13 protein-coding genes and 1 pseudogene are annotated in these 20,148 nt (G+C 55.7%); 9 read left to right on the top strand and 5 right to left on the bottom strand.

Annotation, left to right across the window (positions count from 1 at the left end):
* The first annotated feature begins 112 nt into the window (after positions 1–112).
* From OLTU_RS20635 to OLTU_RS20625, 3 genes are read left to right on the top strand one after another with little or no spacing between them, the layout of a single operon-like run.
* Positions 113–715 carry a chemotaxis protein CheX gene (locus OLTU_RS20635; RefSeq protein WP_176736812.1) on the top strand — a complete coding sequence of 201 codons (603 nt, stop codon included), beginning with the start codon at positions 113–115 and terminating at the stop codon, positions 713–715.
* Positions 712–2,667: an ATP-binding protein gene (locus OLTU_RS20630; RefSeq protein ID WP_141734638.1), complete on the top strand. Its 1,956-nt coding sequence runs from the start codon at positions 712–714 to the stop codon at positions 2,665–2,667. The genes OLTU_RS20635 and OLTU_RS20630 overlap by 4 nt, the downstream gene beginning before the upstream one ends.
* A 26-nt stretch (positions 2,668–2,693) precedes the next feature.
* Positions 2,694–3,071, top strand: a complete 378-nt coding sequence (locus tag OLTU_RS20625) for a response regulator (RefSeq protein WP_141734637.1) — start codon at positions 2,694–2,696, stop codon at positions 3,069–3,071.
* A gap of 70 nt (positions 3,072–3,141) precedes the next feature.
* Here OLTU_RS20625 and OLTU_RS20620 read toward each other — a convergent pair whose 3' ends face one another.
* From OLTU_RS20620 to OLTU_RS20600, 5 genes are all read right to left on the bottom strand, one after another.
* Complete coding sequence (locus OLTU_RS20620; RefSeq protein ID WP_141734636.1) at positions 3,142–4,959, bottom strand: extracellular solute-binding protein; 1,818 nt, start codon at positions 4,957–4,959, stop codon at positions 3,142–3,144.
* A 7-nt stretch (positions 4,960–4,966) separates the two neighbouring features.
* Positions 4,967–5,941 carry an ABC transporter permease subunit gene (locus OLTU_RS20615; RefSeq protein ID WP_141734635.1) on the bottom strand — a complete coding sequence of 325 codons (975 nt, stop codon included), beginning with the start codon at positions 5,939–5,941 and terminating at the stop codon, positions 4,967–4,969.
* Positions 5,938–6,945, bottom strand: a complete 1,008-nt coding sequence (locus OLTU_RS20610; RefSeq protein WP_141734634.1) for an ABC transporter permease — start codon at positions 6,943–6,945, stop codon at positions 5,938–5,940. Before OLTU_RS20610 ends, OLTU_RS20615 begins: the two co-directional genes overlap by 4 nt.
* A 72-nt stretch (positions 6,946–7,017) precedes the next feature.
* A complete protein-coding gene (locus tag OLTU_RS20605) occupies positions 7,018–8,346 on the bottom strand; it encodes a 3-deoxy-7-phosphoheptulonate synthase class II (protein WP_141734633.1) in 1,329 nt (442 codons plus the stop codon).
* Positions 8,343–9,605 (bottom strand): MFS transporter, encoded by a 1,263-nt coding sequence (locus tag OLTU_RS20600; protein WP_141734632.1) that lies wholly within the window; start codon positions 9,603–9,605, stop codon positions 8,343–8,345. Before OLTU_RS20600 ends, OLTU_RS20605 begins: the two co-directional genes overlap by 4 nt.
* 201 nt (positions 9,606–9,806) lie before the next feature.
* Between OLTU_RS20600 and OLTU_RS20595 the strand changes: the two genes are divergently transcribed.
* From OLTU_RS20595 to OLTU_RS20570, 6 genes and pseudogenes are all read left to right on the top strand, one after another.
* Positions 9,807–10,973: an isochorismate synthase gene (locus OLTU_RS20595; protein WP_141734631.1), complete on the top strand. Its 1,167-nt coding sequence runs from the start codon at positions 9,807–9,809 to the stop codon at positions 10,971–10,973.
* A 17-nt stretch (positions 10,974–10,990) separates the two neighbouring features.
* Positions 10,991–12,616: a (2,3-dihydroxybenzoyl)adenylate synthase gene (locus OLTU_RS20590; RefSeq protein WP_141734630.1), complete on the top strand. Its 1,626-nt coding sequence runs from the start codon at positions 10,991–10,993 to the stop codon at positions 12,614–12,616.
* Positions 12,613–13,490: pseudogene (locus OLTU_RS20585) on the top strand (isochorismatase). Before OLTU_RS20590 ends, OLTU_RS20585 begins: the two are co-directional and overlap by 4 nt.
* Positions 13,487–17,287: an AMP-binding protein gene (locus OLTU_RS20580; protein WP_141734629.1), complete on the top strand. Its 3,801-nt coding sequence runs from the start codon at positions 13,487–13,489 to the stop codon at positions 17,285–17,287. Before OLTU_RS20585 ends, OLTU_RS20580 begins: the two are co-directional and overlap by 4 nt.
* Positions 17,262–18,023, top strand: coding sequence for a 2,3-dihydro-2,3-dihydroxybenzoate dehydrogenase (dhbA, locus tag OLTU_RS20575; RefSeq protein WP_245676832.1), 762 nt, complete (start codon positions 17,262–17,264; stop codon positions 18,021–18,023). Before OLTU_RS20580 ends, dhbA begins: the two co-directional genes overlap by 26 nt.
* Before the next feature lie 59 nt (positions 18,024–18,082).
* Positions 18,083–20,113, top strand: a complete 2,031-nt coding sequence (locus OLTU_RS20570; RefSeq protein ID WP_176736810.1) for a TonB-dependent receptor domain-containing protein — start codon at positions 18,083–18,085, stop codon at positions 20,111–20,113.
* Positions 20,114–20,148: the final 35 nt, after the last annotated feature.

Here is a 20,148-nt window from a genome sequence, read left to right as displayed (position 1 = left end):
AAGGGGGGCGGACGGGCTCTGCAATGCGGTGTAAAGTTGTTAAAGGTCCTGCCGATAGACCTTCTGTCAGAATTATTTTTTGATGTAAATGGGCGACTCTAAAGGATGCGTTATGGGTGCTGAAAGCGCAGAAGCCAGAAAAGCAGTGGTGGACACGAGTGCCGTCAAAGAAGTCTTGAAACAAGTGATCCGGCACAGGGTGGAAAACACCATCGTCCGTGCTTCCGCGTTGAAAGAACATAAGTTGCAAGAGGTCAGCAACTCCGATGATTTTCTCTATGGACATTGGATGTCGCTGATCCTGGTTTCCGGCTCGGCCGTTCGGGTGATTCTGAAGATTCATTTCGATACGGCGACCAGTCGCAACATGCTGGCCAACAAATTGAAAAAGAAACTTGATGATATCGATGATCGTATGGCTATGGACCACATGCGCGAAATGTGCAACCTGATGGCCGGTGCCCTGAAGGCCGCCTTTAACAACGCCAATATCATCACAGGTATCAGTATACCCCTCGTCACCAGCGGCTTCGATGAGGCCGTGTTTAGTGATAAGATCGATCCCCGGAAAATTCATGACGTCTGGAAAATCACCTGGCCCGAAGGCGAACTCGCCTGTTCGTCGGTGCTTGATGTCCTTTCCTGGAATGATTTTACCGAGCTCAAAATCGATGAAGACAAACCGGATGACGAGGGAGATGGAGAATTCCTATGAGCGCAACCCTCAAACTCGACAATCGGCCTGAAGTGAACACCGAGATCGTGGCGGCCGAAGGGCTGCGTGCCAGTCATGATGTGATCTCCGTACTGGAAAAGTGCAAGTCGTCTTCGGAACAGATCATTCAGAACCTGCCCGACCTTTTTGCCATCATGGATCGCACGGGACGTATTCTGAAGGGCAATACGGAATGCTCCAAGCTTTTGAATTGCGACTATGAGCGCCTGCTCAACAAGAACGTCTATGATGTCTTTACCATTGAAAGCAAGAATATCTTTAAATCCAGGATATCCGTGCTGCTCAAGGACCTGGGCATCAAGCAGCTCCAGTTCGAGTTGACCTGTATCGATGAGAACGGACACCAGGCGGAATACCTTTGGACCATCAGCAAGTTCGCACAGATCAGCGAACGCCGCGGTCCATTAATCAAGGTCCTTGGCAAGAATATCAGCAAGGTCAAGGAATTCGAGAAGAAACTCTCGCAGATCTTCTCGGCCATTCCGCTCGGCATTTTCACGGTGAACTCGGCCGGTGAAATCGAGTGGCCCTATTCCCTTTACTCCGAATTCCTGCTCGGCGACAACAAGCTCGCCGGCAAGCATATCGAAAAGGTTCTGTTCGAACCCATCTGGGACAACCTCGATCCGATCGAACGCACAGGCGCCATGCAGGTCGTAGATTGCATCGGTGGTGATACTCTTTGGTTCGACCTGGCCAAGCTGCATTTTCCCCGTGAGGTGAAATACACGCGGCAGACCCCGGATGGATTGAAGTCGATCTGGATCGGCATCACCTATCATCCAATCACCCATGAGAACATCGTTGAAAAACTGATGATCGTCCTGGAAGATCGCACCGAGGTGGTGGAAGCCCGTCGCGCCCTTGAAATGCAGCGCGAAATCGAAAACAGCAAAGTGAAAAAGATCCTGGAAATTCAGGGTTGCAGCGGCTCGCTGCTCGAAGTGACCTTTTCGGACTTCGAGGAGCTGTTCCCGCGCCTGAAACGGGAAATCGATAGCCGCGACATGGACAAGATTGCCCGTTCGCTGCACGCCATCAAAGGGATCGCCCGCACCGCGCGGTTCTCGGATCTGGAGCATGACGTGCACCAGATGGAAGACACCCTGATGGATCATATCAATCAAAAGAAGCCGGTGGATGCGACCTGGCTCAATGAGAATTTCGATCGCATCCGCAAGGAATGGGTCGATATGAAGTCCCTGTGCTTTGCCCTGAGCGGCAAGCAGCACGGCCTGCATATCAGTCAGGAGGATTTCAGCGTCGCCATCCACGAACTGAGCGATCTGCGCCGCAAGCTGGATGATCCTGGCAAGCGTCAGGCCGACAAGATTTTGGAACGCCTGGGTGGCGGCAACTTTGCCAAGACCAAGGATCTGTCCACTCTGGAACCCAAGCTGATTCATCAGAAGGACGCGACCTGCCAGGCCCTCGGCAAGCAGGTGGAGCTGGAATTCGAATGGGCCGGCGTGCAGGTGATTCAGAATGAAATGCTGACCTTCACCGAAATTTTCCTGCATCTCATCAATAATGCCATCGACCACGGCATCGAAATACCCGAGGAACGTGAAAAGCTCGGCAAGCCGGCGCATGGCAGGATCAAAATCAAAGCAATCACCCAAGGCAACCGCGTGCATGTGGAAGTCACGGATGATGGAGCCGGCATCAACCGTGAAAAGGTGATCCGCGCCGCCATCAAGCGTGAACTCCTCGACCCGGTCGATGCGCCGAGCCTGAGTCTGGATCAGGTCTATGACCTTCTGATGCGGCCCGGGTTCAGCAGCCGTGACGAGGCCACCAGTATCAGTGGTCGCGGCATCGGTCTCGACTCGGTAAGCGAAGCCGTGCGCAGTTTGGGTGCGAAGAAACTCGAGATCACGTCTGAGGAACACAAGGGAACCACCTTCTCGTTTGATGTGCCTCTGACTTAAGTTTTAGCCTGGCAAGGGAGAGTACCATGGCCAAGATTCTTATCGCGGATGACTCGGAAACGCTGCGTTTGGAGCTGAAGGAAGTTCTGGAAAAGGGCGGCCATGTCGTGGTCGAAGCTCATGATGGTGCCGACGGCTTGAAAAAAGCTGAAGAACACCAGGGCGTCCAGCTGATCATCAGCGACTACAACATGCCTGGTCTTGATGGGATCACCATGATCACCAAGATCAAACAGATTGACCGTTACAAGGAAGTTCCTGTGGGCATGCTGACGACGGAATCGTCGAAAGAGCTGAAGCAATCAGGAAAGGAAGCCGGTGTGGTGGTCTGGGTAGTGAAACCCTTCGATCCCGAACGTCTTCTGAAGACTGTGGATAAGGTGTTGGAGAAGTTTGTCGCCTGATCCCTTCGGGTGCTCCGGCCTCGGCTATTCTCCCTAAAACCCCGCTCTGTACGCGGGGTCTTACCCTTTCCTATTTCACTCGAAATGTGTCGTCGATCCAGGTTCGAGCGGCGATTCGTTCTCCTCGTTTTCGTGCTGCCATAACAGATTCTTGCCGATCTCTGTCGACCCAGAAGAGTCCCCCCGTTGCACTGTCGAAGAAAGGTAAACCGTCAGTACTTTTCGTGCCTGGAACTTCTGGAAATTGGATCCAGCTCCAATAGGCCAGACGGTAGTAGGGGACTTCAAAGAGTGGGATGTAACTGGAATCCTGAAATACAAAGTTCTGAATCGCATGAGCCTTTTCGATCCGCTTCCGGTCATCGCTGGCATGTTCGTACTCCTCGATGAGTTGATCCAGGACTGGACTCGCCGTATTGGAAAAATTCGAGGTCTGCGGTTTGTTCGCAAAACTCGAATGAAACCGCGAGCGGTACTCGGGACGATACGGAATGCTCCAGGAGAAAAAAGCAATCTGATGCGCCTTGTCACGAAAGCTTTTATAAGCCAGGGCAGGGTCCATCGTCTGCAGCTTGAGGTCAATACCGGCCTTGCGCGCATCCTCCTGCAGGATCACAAAGCGCGGGGTCATATTGGGAAAGGCATAGCTTAGGGTGACCGTCAGCGTCTGGCCATCCTTCACCCGAATGCCTTCGCTATTGCGCTTGTCCCAGCCAGCCTGTTTGAATAGTTCATCGGCCTTGGCCAGATCAAAGGGGCGAGCCTTCACTCCAGGCGCCGTGAAGCTGCCATAGCCTTGGGATATCCCCTGGAGCCGCTGATAACCATCCTTCAAAAGCTCATCGATCACCCGCTGCACATTCATCGCATAAGCGAAAGCCTGGCGCACACGCTGATCCTGGAAGGGTCCGTAACTGGAGTTCAGAATCAGAGCATAATCCGCACGCGGTTGATCATTGTATGCCTGCAGCTTATGCACATAGCCCTTGGCAAAGACATCATCGCTTGAGCCAGGTTTCCAGAATTCCGGATTGGTGAGGGTCATAATATCGAGCTGTCCAGCCTTGAGATACTCAAAGGCGATTTGAATGTCCCGCACCACCTTCAGCACCACTTCGTCGACATTGAAGCGATGCTTGAAGTAAGGCAGATCCTTCGCCCACCAATCGGTCTTGCGTTTGAAGACGACCCGCCGGCCTTTATCGAGCGTGCTTAAAGTATAGGGTCCGACATTGGGCGGAATCTTCCAGTTGAATTTCGTCACAAAACCGGCATCCAGTTTGCCATAGAAATGCCGCGGCATGGGTTTGATGTTGGTCTTCAGTATGCGATCCAGGGTCGGTTCCTTAAGACGAATCGAGATCACCTCGGTTCCGGCCTTTTCCTGAAAGGTTTGAATGCCCTCAATGGTTTTGGTGTAATATTCGTTCGACCAGGGCGACTGAATATGCGGCGAACGCATGAATTCCAGTGTGAAGGCATAGTCGGTGGCCTTGACCGGCTGCTTATCCGACCAGCGGGCAGCAGGATTCAGGCGATAGTAAACCGTCCGGCCATCAGGATCCAAAGCCCAGTGACTGGCGAGCATCGGGATCCAGGTTTCCGTGTTCGGATGCATGGTGACGAGCGACATATCGTTTTCATCGAGCAGGACGCGAAAGGCTCCGGTGGCGTCCGGACCGACTTGACGCAAAGTCAGGGGATAGGTATCAATGTAACCCGTAATGCGACCGCCGGTGACAGCCTTGGGACTGCCGATCGGCTGCGGTTTATCGTTGGTTTCCCAGCGCAGCGTGGCCGGTGGCTCCGCCGCGTGCAGGGTTGTGATCCCGCTCGCGAACGCGAAGCTGAGCGCGAGAACATGGCAATGGACGACCCACCGGACCATAATGATCTCACTGGTTTTGTGTTTGCCTGGGATTCTGCTTGTTTCGGATAGCTTCGCCGATCACTGTCACCGCTGTCAAGACAACAAATAGCCCCACCAGAACGGGCGCTGCGATCCACCAGGCGTAAGGCCTTTCAAGAGCCTGCTGCAAAAGATCGCCCCAGCTGGGTTCCGGCGGTGGCAAACCAAAACCGAGAAAGTCAAGGGATGTCAGTGTCACGAGCGCAGCTGCCAGAACAAACGGAAGAAAAGACAGGAGAAAAGGCCAGATCTGCGGCAGAATATGAAAGCAGATGATCCGCAACTGCGGAAGTCCGAGAACGCGGGCGGCCTGAATATAATCCTGTTCCTTCACCTGCAGAATTTGCGCGCGCAGATAAAGACTGAGTGTAGGCCAGGAAAAGATGCTCAGAATAACGACCAGCAAGACCTTATCAAGTGTCACGAGACTCACGATCGCAATCGCCACATAGAGAAAGGGAATCATGACCCAGATCTCCATGCCGCGTTGCAGCACGAGATCGACCCAGCCGGGACTCAGCGCCGAAAGCAAGGCCAGGCCCAGGGCCAGCGCCATGGTGAGGGCCACATACGCGACCGCCATCACGAAGGCTGTTCGAAAGCCGTAAATGAACCGCGCGAGCACATCACGACCCGAGCTATCCGTGCCGAACCAGTGCCGGACATCCGGAGCTGCAGGTGGACTTTGAACAAGATCGATCGTCAAAGGACCGAGCGGGATCCAGGGCATCAGGATCCAATCCGGCGATCCTGTGTTCTGCCACTTTTCCTGGAGTTTGGGATATTCCGCTTCCCAGGCATAGTCCTCGCCAAAGAATTCCCCGGATCTCATGCTGGAAAAGATCGGAAAATAAAAATGATCCTGGTAGCGCACGAGGAGCGGTCGCGCTCCAATCCAAAGTTCCGCGCAGAAACTGATGAGAAGAAACGCGAGCAAGGTGAAGGTCCAGAACCGTTTCATCGCGCCCCCTTGATCAGGCGAATGCGCGGATCCGCCCAGGAGAGACAAAGGTCGGACAGCAGGTTGCCGATAATGTGCAAAAGCCCGGCGACGGTCAGGAGACCAATGACCAGAGGATAGTCGCGTTCATGAAGAGCTTCAAAACCAAGCAGACCAAAACCATTCAGATTAAAAATGCGTTCAATTAAAAAGGAACCGGCCAGCACCAGACTGATCTGATGACCGATCTGGCTGATGATGGGAATGATGGCCAGCGGCAGCGCATGTCCGATTAAAGCCTCACGCGCGCTGGCACCTTTGGCCCGGGCCATACGCACGGCTTCACCAGCCAGCTCATCACGCAGGCTGTCTCTCAGAATAAAGGTGAGAACCGCAAGCTGATGCGCGCAGTATGCGATCAAAGGCAGAGTCACGTGCGCGAGAAGATCCAGAAATTTTTCCCAGGCGCTGAGTTCCGCAAAGCTATCGCTTGTGAGTCCCCCCAGCGGAAAATAACCCTGCGCGGCGACCAGAAAAAACAGGAGCATGGCCATGATTGCAGCCGGGATCGCGTTGAAGAGCAAAAGAAGGCCCTGCAGGGCGCGGACCAGAAGGTGCTGCGGTCGATACGCGCAGAGCAGACCCAGACCGATGCAAAGACCATAGCTACAGAAAAGACTGGCGAAGCCAAAGAGCAGGGAAACCGGCAGCCGCTCCCGCATCATGGACCAGACCGGCTCCTGATAGCGTAGCGAAGTGCCGAGATCCCCTTGCAACAAAGCTCCAAGCCATTGAGCATAGGCCTTCAGCAGAGGCTGATCCATTCCATAATAGCTTTTTAAACCGGCCAGCTGCTCCTCGCTGAGCGTCGGCAGGGCGATGGTATCGGCCTGCGCCATCTCCCGGGCCAGCTGTCGATCCAAAGGCCCACCGGGGAGAAAGCGGGTGATGCAGAAGATCAAAAGGGTCAGACCAAGCACGGTCACGGGCACCAAAAGGAGCCGGCGCATGAGGTAACCATACATAGGAAGTCCCCCGGCTTTTCCAAGTTGAATCCTATTCTATCAAAATGGAGAGCCGGCCGACAGCCTGCCGTATCAGTGTAACTGCATGGATGCGGGCTGCAGCATCTGTCCCACACGGAGAGCCAGTTCCAGGCCCTGGTCAGAGTTCAGACGCGGATCGCAGCAGGTTTTATAGTTGGTCGCCAGCTGTTCGGCGGACAGGCGCGTGAATCCACCCACACATTCGGTGACCTTCTCACCTGATAATTCCAGATGCAGTCCAGCCATGCGGCTGCCTGCTGCACGGTGCACTTGGATCGTCTCGTGTATTTCATTCACGATGTCGTCAAAGATCCGTGTCTTGAGTCCTGTCGACGTCTTGATCGTATTCCCATGCATGGGATCACAGAGCCACACGGTCTGCAGGCGTGCGGATTGCACCGCCTCAAGGAGCGCCGACAGTTGGCTCTGAACCTGTCGGCTTCCGTAGCGGGTGATCAAGGCCGTTTTTCCGGGAACATTATCCGGATTCAGGCGCTGCATGATCAGGCAGATATCCCGGGGATCCGCACCGGGACCAACTTTGATGCCAACCGGGTTGGCGATGCCACGAAAATATTCGATATGCGCGCCGCCCTGGTCACGGGTTCGATCCCCAATCCAGAGCATGTGGGCCCCGAGATTGTACCAGGCATTTCTGCCAGCCACATAACGGGTTTGTGTCGCTTCGTAAGGGAGCAGAAGGCCTTCGTGTGACGTAAAGAAATCCGGTTCCGCTCCAGAGGGACGTTCGTATTCATCACTCTGCGAAAGCTCCGCGGCAATTTCGGCCAGAGGACTCGAAGGATCGTCCGCGAGCATCCGATCATGATCCTGGAGAGAGTTGGGCTCACAGTGGGCCAGCCAGCGCATGTAATTGAGAGTGGTCGCGGCATGAAAATAGCCCAGTTTGAGTCTTTCAGGATCCGCGCGGCGCTTGTCATGATCCGCGTCCTCCTGGTTGACGAAGTCACCGCGATAGACCGCGAAGGACTGACCACCAATGATTTCATAGGGACTGGAGCGTGGCTTTGCATACTGACCCGCTATGCGCCCGACCTTGACGACGGGCATGTGGCTGCGATTGCACAGGATGATGGCCATCTGTTTCAGAATGCGCAGCTTGCTGGCAATCATTTCACGCGTGCAGTCCGCAAATCGTTCCCCGCAGTCGCCACCTTGCAGAATGAAGGCTTCGCCGCGCGCGGCTTTGGCAAAGTGGGCCTTCAGATGCTCGACTTCATCCGGGCCAACGAGAGGCGGCAGCTTCTGCAATTCGGAGAGTGTTTTCTGCAGCCGCTGTTTGTCCGAATAATCAGGCTGCTGCACGATGGGATGGTCATGCCATGAGTGAGGTGACCAGGACGCTTCCCTTTGATTCATGACCGCTGTCCTTGTGTAGCCTGCGGTGCAGGAACTGTGGATGTGACGGGGACGGAGTCAGCCGCCGCTGGCACGCGCGGCAGCACCCCTTCCACCAGAACATACAGTGCAATCAGAAGACAGGCGCAGCTGAGAATCCCAAGACTCGGCATGCCGATGAGAGCGCCTGAGGTATCCAGGGACAGAAACCATGAAGAAAAGGTACCCGCGAGCCCGGCTGCCAGGTTGGAAACGGTTCCCTGCAGGGACATGAAGGAGGCCCGTTGCTGCGGCTCCGGAATTTTTGAAATGATGGCTGTGGTGACACTGGTCCGCCCGGAGCTCATGGCCATGAACAGGGTAAAGGCAATATAAAGCGACATATAACCCGGTTTGACAAAGCCCCCCAGGATGCCGAACAGCAGGAGGGCATTGAGGCCCAGCACGATCGGTTTGGTGAAGCCCCGATCCAGGATGCGACCGCAGAGCTGCAGGATGATTAGACTGGCAACGCCGCCCACGAAGTAGAGCACGGACAATTCCGCTCGTGGAAAGCCCAGATTAAAAACAAAAAAGTTGGCAATGTTGGGCACGATCAGGAAGTGACCAAAAACCTGGATGGCAACCATCATGAGGGCCCAGCGAAAGGCTTGCGGAGCCAGGAGTTGACGGAAGGATGACCGGGCCTGAGCTGGTGCCGAGGACGGGCGCTGCGCGGGAAAAAAAATCCAGGCCGCCGCGGCCAGCAGCAAACCGGAAAGACCAAACACCACAAACGGCGTTCGCCAGCTCGACCAGCGTGCCATTTCCAAAGAGAGAGGCACCGCGATGATCGCAGCCAGGGAAAACGCGCTGCTGACAAACGCCATGGCCTGACCGCGTTTGGCTGGAGGCGTGGCATCAATCACGGAAGCCATCAGCACGGCAATGCCTGGTCCATTCACACAGCCCGAGAGCAAAAAGAGCGCGATCAGGCTTTCGGCATTATTCACAGCGCCACAGCCGAGGATAAGCAGGGAACGGATGGTAAAGAAGAGACCGATCAAAAATTTGCGCGGCCAGCGATCCAGATAGGGAGCCGCTAAAAAGCCGCAAACCGCAGCAATGAACGTGGCTCCACCACTCAATAGGCCCGTGTGGTTGGCGTTCAATCCAATCTCACGCACCAGGTCGGGGCCCAGGGGCATGACCATCATAAAGCTGCCTAACGACACGAAATTTAAGACTGTCGCCAAAACCAGGACAGGTTGTGCGCTGGTACGAAATGCTTTTGGTTCCATCACGAATTCAATCCTTAAAGATGACAATGCTGCTCAGCAATCTGGGCTGCTCACGCCAGGAGTTAGCCCAGGCAATATATTGATAATGACAATGATTATCAATTACATTATAAATTCGTAGCGTGGTGACTTTTCAGTGAGGTTTCGGAACGTAAGTTCCTGTCCTCATGGAACAAAATAGACATATTGTGGAGAACAGTTTTGAGCGAAGAGGTGCTGCATCCCGGCCCTTTGGCCTTGTTTGAGGCCAGGCAGTCGTATTTTTTTTCCTCGCATCAGCTGGCCCTGATCACTCATGGCGTTTATGAATCGATTCGGACGGAGAACAGCTCGACCCATCCCGCCGCGGATCTCCATACTACGATTGACGAAGTTTTGCAAAAGGCCCGCAAGGGCGGAGTGGAAAATCCTATCGTCATCGGTGCGTTGCCTTTCGATCGGGCGCAGCCTGGCCTTATGATTGTTCCTGAAAGTTACCAAAGACTCCCTCTGCAGGCCACCGCGCTCACCGCGCCAGGCTTAAGGCAGAGCCGGATCCTGCGGCAAACAACCCAGCCCACGCCGGACAATTTTCAAAAAGCGGTCGTCCGCCTGCTCGATGAATTCCATCACGGCCAGCTGCAGAAAGTGGTACTCTCGCGCACCCTGGAAATGGAACTGGATCAGGACGTTCACATCCCTTCGCTTCTGGCCGCTCTGATTCAAGCGCAGCCTCATGGCTATCATTTCTCCATACCGACTCATGATGATGCCGTGCTGATCGGCGTCAGCCCCGAATTGCTGCTGGCGAAAAAAGGCCTGCGCATTGAAAGCAATCCTCTGGCGGGATCCATCAAACGAAATCCGGATCCCCTGCGCGATCAGGAACTGGCCGCGAACCTGAAACAATCAGCCAAGGATCTCCATGAACATCGCATTGTGGTCGACGAGGTTCGCAAGGTTCTCGAACAATCCTGTGAGGAGCTCGACGTTCCCGCGCTGCCGTCGGTCATCAGCACGCCTCAGATGTGGCACCTTTCGACCCGCATTCACGGTATGGTCCACGATCCGCGGCTGACGGCCCTGCGTCTGGCCGAAGCCCTGCATCCTACGCCCGCGGTTTGTGGCTTTCCTCCGCATATGGCCAAAGCCGCCATCAAGGAACTCGAAACCTTTGATCGCGAACTTTTTACCGGCATGGTGGGCTGGATGGATGGAGACGGCAATGGGGAATGGGTCGTCACGATTCGCTGCGGACTGGTGAAGGCGAACTTTGTGAAACTCTATGCCGGCGCCGGCATCGTTGCCGGCTCGAATCCGCGCCAGGAGTGGGATGAAACCAACACAAAGATTGGCACCATGCTCCATGCGTTCAACCTTATTTCCTGAAAGGAAGGCATTCGACGATGACAGTGGAATTTACCGCGTGGCCCTCCGAATTCGTGCAGGAATATAAAAGAAAAGGCTATTGGCTGGACAAACCCCTGCAGGACATACTCGATCGGCAGTGCTGCGAGCAGCCGGATAAGATAGCCTTGATCGCCGGAACGCAGGCGCTGAGTTATGAACAATTGAACCGAACCACGGATCGGCTGGCGCAGCAGCTTGCGGCATCCGGCATCAAGCCGCACGACACCGCCCTGGTGCATCTGCCGAATTCCGCTGCGTTTTACCTGGCCTTCTGGTCGCTTTTGAAACTCGGTGTGGTGCCGCTCAACGCCCTTTATTCGCATAGCCGGCGGGAGCTGAGCGCCTACATGGAACAGATCAAGCCGAGTCTTCTGATCGTTTCAGAGGAGCACGCGCTGTTTCGCGACGAAACGTTTTTGAAAACCGTACAGGAAAGTTGTGGCAGTATCCGGAAAGTGGTTTTTCAAAAAGATATCCAGGAGCTGATGCAGACGGCGGATACGGCCGCCGATGACGCCATCCCTCTGCCGGACAGGGATCCCGATCAGGTGGCTTTTTTTCAGCTGTCCGGTGGCAGCACGGGAATTCCCAAACTGATCCCACGCACGCACAATGATTACTACTACTCGGTCCGCCGCAGCGCCGAGATCTGTGAGCTGGATCATACGACGGTTTATCTCTGCACTTTGCCGGCACCTCATAACTTCCCCTTGAGTTCACCTGGCGCGCTCGGTGTCTGGTATCGTGGCGGCACCGTCGTGCTCGCACCTGATCCGGCGCCGTCGACCTGTTTCCCTCTGATCGCCCGGCATCAGGTGACGATGACCTCCCTGGTTCCGCCTCTGGTGAATCTTTGGCTCGACGCGGCTCCGGAGCATAAGGAGAAGCTGCAAAGTCTCCGCCTCATTCAGGTGGGCGGCGCGCGCCTGTCGGCAGCCCTGGCCCAGCGTTTGGAGACGGAGCTGGCTGTGGTTTTGCAGCAGGTTTTCGGCATGGCGGAAGGCCTCGTCAATTATACAAGACTCACGGATGACGCCTGGCATCGCCACCACACGCAGGGGAGCCCCATGAGTGAGGCGGATGAAATCAGAATCGTCGATGCTGAGGGGCAGCCCGTTCCCGTGGGTGAACTGGGCGCGTTGCTGACGCGCGGACCTTATTCGGTGCGCGGATATTTTCAGGCTCCGGAGCACAACAGCAAAGTTTTCGATAGCGAAGGCTTTTATCGAACCGGGGATCTTGTGCGACAAACAACGGATGGCTACCTGATGGTTGAAGGTCGCGAGAAGGATCAGATCAATCGGGGCGGCGAGAAGATCGCAGCGGAGGAACTGGAAGAGGTTCTCATCACCCATCCGCAGATCGCCCAGGCCGCAGTCGTTGCCATGCCTGATCCGGGGCTTGGCGAGAAAACCTGTGCCTTCGTGGTTTGCCATGAGGAAGCACCCACCATCTTCACTCTCAGAAAATTTCTTAGAGCCCAGGGCCTTGCGGAATACAAACTTCCTGATCGCATCGAAGTCCTTCCGAGGCTCCCGACCACAGCCGTCGGCAAGATCGATAAGAAAGCCTTGCGCCAGCATATTGATTCCGCCCTTCGTCAGCAGGAGACTCCCGTATGAGCATTCCAAGAATTCCCAGCTATGACCTGCCCGATGCCAGCTCGTTTCCCAGCAGCAAGGTGAATTGGGCCTTCCATCCTGAACGTGCGGTTTTGCTGATTCATGATGTGCAGGACTACTTTCTGGAATTCTATGGCCCGGGAAGCCAGCTGGTGCGTGATCTTCTGCAGCGTATCCAGGGTATTCGCACTTCCTGCAAGCAGCAGGGAATTCCCGTGATCTATACCGCTCAGCCCATCAACCAGACTCCCGAGGATCGCGGCCTATTGAATGACATGTGGGGACCTGGCATCGACAACCGGCAGGAGCTGCAGGCCATCGTCACGGCTCTGGCTCCGGATCAGGATGATATCGTGCTTACCAAGTGGCGTTACAGCGCGTTTCAAAGGTCCTCCTTGCAAAGCATGATGCAGGAGATGCAGCGGGATCAAATTCTGATCTGCGGCATATACGGGCATATCGGCTGTCTGATGACCGCAGTCGATGCCTTCATGCGTGATATCAAGCCTTTTGTGATCGGTGATGCCATTGCGGATTTTTCGATGGACGAGCATATGATGGCCCTCCGCTATGTGGCGGGACGCTGCGGCCGGGTCATCGCCGCCAGGGACCTGGGATGGCAGGCATGAGAGATGGACAAACCATGAATTATCAGGTGTTGAAGAACCAGATTCTGGATCTGCTCCGGCTGAAGGAAGAGGAGTTCGATCCCGACGAAAGTCTCATCGATTTCGGCATGGATTCGATGCAGGTCATGCAGCTGATGGAGGCCTGGACCAAATCAGGCGTGGATGTCAGCTTCGTGGAACTCGCTCAGAATCCGACGCTGAATTCCTGGTGGCAACTTATTCAAACGAGGATTGAGGCCCGATGATGGCACGCTTGAGTTCAGCCCAGGAAGGCATCTGGATCGGTCATGCTCTGGCCGCCGACAAGGCGATTTACAATACCGCGGAATGCCTTGAATTCGCGACCGGTATCGACCCCGTGCTTTTGCAAAAGGCTGTTCAGCTGGCTGTCAGCGAAGCGGAATGCCTTCAGGCTTTCTACGGCGAGGAAGGCACGGAGGCGCTGAGGATGGGAGCAGGGACGATGGCACCCGTTCGTGTGGAAACCCTGGCACCTGAAACCGCAGCGCTGGATTATATCCGAAGTTTTGCACAGACCGATTTGCAAAAGCCCTTCCTGTTGGCGACCGAACTGCCCTGCGCCTTTGTTATTTTTTCGGGCTCCGGGAAAACCTGGCTTTATGCCAAAATCCATCACATTGCGATCGACGGCTTTGGCTACAGTCTTTTGTTTCAAAGGATCGTCACGATTCTTGCCAACCTTCAGGATAACAGCCCGGTGTCCCAGGCCTGTGACATCCCGGATTTCCGTGACGTGCTGGTGGAAGAAGAGGCGCGCCTGGCGCAAGGCTACCACGACAAGGCCAGGGAATTCTGGGCTTCACGTCTGGACGGATCCCATGTTCCGGCAAGTTTTGCGGAGGGCGAGGCGGAATTGATGTCCGGCTTTCATCGACAGGCCTGTGTTCTTCCGGATGATCTCTGGCAGGGCCTGGCGCAGCTGGAAAAATCCGCGCGGACCTCACGGCTGGAACCCTTGCTCGCGACTCTCGGTCTTCATTTGCTCCTGGCCACAGGGGAACGCAGGCTTGTGCTGGGCTTGCCCGTTATGAATCGCATGGGGTCCCGGTCTTTGCAAATCCCCTGCATGCAAATGAATATTATCCCGCTTTGTGTGGAACTCCGGGATGAGGATACTCTCATCGATCTTTCCCAGCGCCTGCAGGCGGAAATTCGGGCGACCAGAAAATATCATTTCCATCGCTATGAAGCGCTGGCCCGTGACATGCGCAAAGCCGGCCGGAAGGATCGGCTGTTCGCGACGGTGATCAATATTCAGCCGTTTGCGCGGAATTTTCGTCAGGGGCCGATCAGCGCCATCAGTCACAGCATCTGCCCGGGACCGGTGGAAAATTTCAGTCTCGGCCTCGCCTTTGATGCGGCCGGTGCAGGGGCCCAGCTGTTTGCCGACGGCCATCCCAAGCTTTATTCCCAGGCAAGGCTGGCCCAGCTGCAGACGGAATTCCTGGATCTTCTGCAGCTCTGGTTGCCCCAACCTGAGTCCACCGTCGCCGGGATTTTGCAGACATATACCGCGAAGAAGCTGGAGACCTGCCTCATCTCGGGAGAATCCCATCAGGTTGCAGCGGGTCATTTCATGGACTGGATCGACACCCAATGTGAGCTTCATGGTGAAAAGCCGGCGCTGATAACGGGCGACGTGACGATCAGCTATCGCGTCCTGCGGGAGCGAATGGAAGCCGGCGCCCAGTTTTTGCTGGGGCTCGGTCTTCAGCCCGGCGATCGCGTCGGTCTTATCATGTCCCGTTCCACGGATGCGATTCTTGCCATGCTCTCGGTCCTGCGTGCCGGTTGCATCTGTGCCCCACTGGATCCGGGGCAGCCGTGGCCGCGACAGGAGGCGATCCTGAATCAGCTGAACCCGGCTCTCCTGATTCTGGATCAGGGCTGTGATCACGAGCATTTCAAAAAATTTTCTGTGGTGAACGGCCAGGACCTGCAAGCGACGGGCTCCGCCCAGCGTCAGCAGTCCGCCGATGGCACTGCGCTCATCATGTTCACATCCGGTTCAACCGGCAACCCCAAGGGTGTGAAACTCAGCAGCGCCGCTTTGAATCATTTTATCAGTGCCGCCAACCAGCGTTACAAAATAACAGCGGCTGATCAGGTTCTGCAATTCGCACCTTTGCATTTCGACGCCAGCCTGGAGGAAATATTTCTAAGTCTTTGCCATGGGGCCACGCTGGTTCTCCGATCAGCCTCCATGCTGGATTCCATGGCCCGTTTCGCGGAATTTCTGGCCGCACATCGCATCACCGTCCTCGATCTGCCGACAGCTTTTTGGAACGAGTGGGTTCTGGCTTTGCAGAACCAGACGTCATGGTTACCGGAATCCTTGCATACCGTCATCATCGGTGGCGAGGCGGTTCACCGGGATGGACTTCGGAAATGGTTTCAGGTCGCCCCTGCTTCGATTCGCTTGATCAACACCTATGGTCCGACCGAAGCCACCGTGGTCTTCACCACGGTTGAACTGAATGCCGCGCACGCCGCAAATGAAATTCCACCGATTGGCGAGCCTCTGCCGGCACTCCAGATTCTCATTCGTGACAAGGCCGGCCGCCCCAGCGATGAAGGTGAACTCCTACTGCTCGGTCCCACTCTGGCCAACGGCTATTTGGAAAATCAGGATGACCCCTTCACGATCGTTTCCATCCAGGGCGAGCCGCATCGTGCTTACGCCACGCGTGATCGCGTGCGGCGGGACGCAACGGGACTCGTTTATCTGGGGCGCCTGGATCACGAATTCAAGATCAGCGGTGTCCGCATTCAACCGGCCGAGGTCGAAGCACAGTTGCTTAAGATTCCAGGTCTGGACGAAGTCTGTGTGCAGGGCCTCCATCCTGCGCCAGGCGTCAAACGCCTCGTGGCCTTTATCGGTGGTTTGAAAGCGCCCACCAGGCAGGACATCCGGCAAGCGCTGCAGGAGCAGCTGCCCGGGCCGATGATTCCCAGCGATTTCATCTTTCTGCCGCATTTGCCTAAAAACGCCTCCGGAAAAATCGATCGCCCGCGCCTTGTGGAACAGTATTTAAAGGCCGAACGATCCCCCAATATGCAGTCGCATCAGACGCTCGAGGTCGTTGGCACTGTCTGGCAGTCGATCCTGGGCATCAGGGATCTGAACCCCGAGGATAATTTCTTTGATCTGGGTGGGCAGTCTCTGCAAACGATCCAGGTGGCGAATCGTTTGAGTGAGGCCTTCCATCTTGTCATCCGAACATCGGATATTTTTCAGAATCCCGTGCTGGCCGATCTGTGTCAGTTCATTGAGGCCAACCGGAACACGGCTCTCAGTGAAATGGAAGAAAATGCCAGACTCATTCCACTGAGTCAGGCCCCTCATGCGCTTCAACTCTATCTGGTTCCCGGCATCGGTGCCGACAGCACAAGTTTTCTTGCGCTCAGTCGGGTCCTGGGCCACCACGTTGCCATCAAGGTGCTGGAAGCGAATGCCCTCCCGCCCGAGCGTCACCTGCAGGATATCGCCAGGCAGTTTGCCGACCTGATTGCCCATGATGCCGGGGCGGGAACCGTTCACATCGGTGGCCATTCCTTCGGCGGAATTCTTGCTTACGAAACAGCCAGGCTGCTGCATGAAAAGGGGAGGACGATCATCCTTCACCTCATGGATACCTATTTCACGCTGGATCGCGATCCAGTCGCAACGAGAGACTGGATATTCCCGGCTGGTCTGCATGGTCAGGCGGCCCGCCCGGACCTGATTCAAGCTCAGCTGGACATGCTGCGCTCCTATCAACCGCGAGAGCGCTTTACGGGTGCCGTTCGTCGCTATCGGGCCAGGGACAAACAGGGTCCCTGGGCGAGGCAGCTGGATGCCGCGGCGGATGCGGATCGACTCCTGTTTGCTGGACCTCTGTTTGATCAGGAGGTGAGCGGCGATCATTTTTCGATGTTGAGCCTGGCTCACGTGCATGAACTGGGGCAGGGTCTTCACCATGCCTTGACAACCCTTTCACTGGAAAGTATTCGCGATGAATCTGGAAGCCTTGCGCTTTGACAATAAAATCGTTTGGGTCACCGGGGCCAACCAGGGCATCGGTCAGGAGCTGGCCCGCAGCTTTGCGGCCCTTGGCGCCCGCGTCCTTGGCTTTGATCGCCACGTCACGCAGCAGGACGCAGGCATGGAAGCCATCGAGCTGGATGTGAGCGATGCCGACAGCGTGCAGCGCACCCTGAGCCGCGTTCTGGAACGTGATCAAAGAGTGGATGTGATCGTCAACGTCGCGGGCGTTCTGGCCCTGGGCAGCATCGAGGACCTGACCACCGCGGACTGGCATCATTGCTGGAACGTCAATGCATCGGGTCCCTTTTATTTTTTACGGGCCGCGATTCCTTATCTGAAAAGGCAGCGGGCCGGCGCCATTGTCAATGTGGGGTCCAATGCCTCGCATGTTCCACGCATGAAGATGGCCGCCTATGCTGCCTCGAAAGCGGCGCTTGTGAGTCTGAGTCAGTGTGCAGCGCTGGAGCTGGCGCCCTATGGTGTTCGCTGCAATCTCGTGTCCCCCGGATCGACGGATACCGCGATGCAAAGATCCATGTGGGCGAACGCGGATGGACGGTCCCAGGTGATCAGCGGATCGCCTGAGCAGTTCAAGCTGGGCATTCCCCTTGGGAAAATCGCCCAGCCTGCGGACATCGTGCCGGCCATCATTTTTCTGGCTTCTGACCTGGCCCATCATATCACCATGCAGGATATCGTCATCGACGGGGGAGCCACCCTGGGCTGCTGAAGCCCAGAAGGAAGCCCTGTCGTTGTTTGCGTATGAACCGATTGATCAAAGGAATTTTTGTGAAACTGTCCATCAAACTCCTGGCTACTCTGCTCATGACGCAGGGCGCCACCCAACCCTTGCTGGCCGCGGACGTTCAAGAACCTGAGAACGAGGAGGCCAAGGAAGCACCCGCGAAAGCGGAACGCGTTCAGGTATGGGGAACCAAAATCTACAGCTCCTCGCTGTTTTTGAATGAAAGCGATATAGCCGTGAAGCAGGCGGATCATCTGAGCGATCTCCTGCGCGGCACACCCGGCGTCGATGTCGGAGGAACCCACTCCACGAATCAGCGCATCAATATCCGGGGGCAGGAGGATACCGACCTGGAAGTGCTGATCGATGGTGCGGTGCAGAATAACTATATGTATCACCATATGGGCAATCTTCTGATCAATCCCGATCTTTTGAAATCAGCGGATATTCAGGTGGGATCCAACTCGATCATTTATGGTGGTCTGGGTGGATCCGTTCAATTTGAAACCAAGGATGCCCGCGATTTTCTGGTCGGAGAGGAACGCGTCGGGGGCCGGGCCCGCCTCGCCTGGCAAAGCAACAAAGCCATGGCCTATTCGTTGACCGGCTATGGCCGCGTTACGGACACGGTGGATGTGCTCGCGTATACCTACCTCCTGGATCGCGGCAACTACAAGGATGGAAACGGTCGCGAAACTTTTGGCCGCAAAGGCCGCATGCAGAATCATCTCGCGAAGGCCGGCTTTGATGTGTCGGAAAGCCAGCGGATCGAACTCAGTTTTGATATCTACACAGACAAGGGTGACTATTCCGAACGCCCGGATATGGGAACCGCCACCAATGAAGCCATCAGCGGTGATCTCCTGTTCCCCACCGAATACAGCCGCCAGACAGCCAGTCTGCGTCATGAACTGGATCTGGGACCGGGATTCACATCGCAGGCCGTTGTCTATGGCAATATTCTGAACCTGGAGCGCACAAGCAACCTCACGACCGGCACCGAAACCAAAGGCCGGGCGGACAACTCCGGGTTGCGCTGGCTCGCCCAATCACGGGTCGCCACGGATGATGTCCAGCAGACATTCAGCTATGGATTGCAGCACAATACCCTGAAGCAAAAGTATGAGCAGACCGGCGCCGCCGAAGGCAAGGAGCAGGCCGATAGTTCCGCGGTGTTTATCGAGGATCGCGTGGCCGTGGGTCCCGTGGCCTTGACTCCGGGCGTTCGCTTCAATCGCTACACCCGCGAATTGCATTCGGGAGACAGCAAGACCTGGGACAATGTTTCCGGTGCCCTGGGCCTGGAATATAAAGTGCTGAGCAACCTGGAACTCCATGCGAGCGGGACTCAGCTTTTTCAAGGTCCTGACCTTTCGCAGATCTTCATCGGGTCGGGTGGCAACAAAATCTATAATCCTGACCTGAAACCTGAAACCGGCCTGAACACCGAAGGCGGTGTGCGCTTCCGGGACAAGGACGTGCTCGGTGCCGATCGGATTTCCTTCAGCCTGAATGTCTTTGAGACCCGCATCAAGGATATCGTCCAGGAGCAGGATTATCCCCTCGATGCGGACACGAGCCGCGGTGCTCCGGTCTGGGATTACAATGCCGAGGGTGTGAAGATCACGGGCATGGAAGCAAGCTTTCACTATGGGCTCGGAAACTTCAGCGGCCTGCTCGGCTATGGTCATTCGAAATCCAAACTGGATGACACGGGTTATCCCTTGGAAAGAGAACTCGGCGATAGTTACAACGTGACCCTGAATTACTTCGCGCCCAGCCTTGAAACCGCGTTCTCCTGGTCTGCTCTTTTCGTCCTGGAGGAAAAGGATCATGCACCCGGTGCCCAGAAAAAAGCGCCCTATGAAGTTCACAATGTGTCCCTCAATTGGCAGCCACAAAATGGTTGGGATAAGACCTCGGTTATTTTTGGGATAGACAATATCTTCGACAAACACTATGCATCTCATGCATCCCGAACGGGCGTCACCGTGCATCCTGTCTTTGGCGTCCTTGAAACGACTGACTTTGAACCGGGACGCAATGTTAAACTCACTCTTTCGCAGGCGTTTTGACGACATATGAAAACAGCAGGTGAGAAAAAACGAAG

The organism is Oligoflexus tunisiensis, assembly GCF_001748245.1.
GTDB classification, from domain to species: Bacteria; Bdellovibrionota_B; Oligoflexia; order Oligoflexales; family Oligoflexaceae; genus Oligoflexus; species Oligoflexus tunisiensis.
Note: the sequence above shows the minus strand (reverse complement) of the source record. Positions and strands in the feature narration are given on the sequence as shown.

Coding starts and splice junctions, on each gene's coding strand:
- OLTU_RS20635 (WP_176736812.1), top strand. CDS start 113: ATGGGTGCTGAAAGCGCAGAAGCCAGAAAAGCAGTGGTGGACACGAGT.
- OLTU_RS20630 (WP_141734638.1), top strand. CDS start 712: ATGAGCGCAACCCTCAAACTCGACAATCGGCCTGAAGTGAACACCGAG.
- OLTU_RS20625 (WP_141734637.1), top strand. CDS start 2,694: ATGGCCAAGATTCTTATCGCGGATGACTCGGAAACGCTGCGTTTGGAG.
- OLTU_RS20620 (WP_141734636.1), bottom strand. CDS start 4,959: ATGGTCCGGTGGGTCGTCCATTGCCATGTTCTCGCGCTCAGCTTCGCG.
- OLTU_RS20615 (WP_141734635.1), bottom strand. CDS start 5,941: ATGAAACGGTTCTGGACCTTCACCTTGCTCGCGTTTCTTCTCATCAGT.
- OLTU_RS20610 (WP_141734634.1), bottom strand. CDS start 6,945: ATGTATGGTTACCTCATGCGCCGGCTCCTTTTGGTGCCCGTGACCGTG.
- OLTU_RS20605 (WP_141734633.1), bottom strand. CDS start 8,346: ATGAATCAAAGGGAAGCGTCCTGGTCACCTCACTCATGGCATGACCAT.
- OLTU_RS20600 (WP_141734632.1), bottom strand. CDS start 9,605: ATGGAACCAAAAGCATTTCGTACCAGCGCACAACCTGTCCTGGTTTTG.
- OLTU_RS20590 (WP_141734630.1), top strand. CDS start 10,991: ATGACAGTGGAATTTACCGCGTGGCCCTCCGAATTCGTGCAGGAATAT.
- OLTU_RS20580 (WP_141734629.1), top strand. CDS start 13,487: ATGATGGCACGCTTGAGTTCAGCCCAGGAAGGCATCTGGATCGGTCAT.
- dhbA (WP_245676832.1), top strand. CDS start 17,262: ATGAATCTGGAAGCCTTGCGCTTTGACAATAAAATCGTTTGGGTCACC.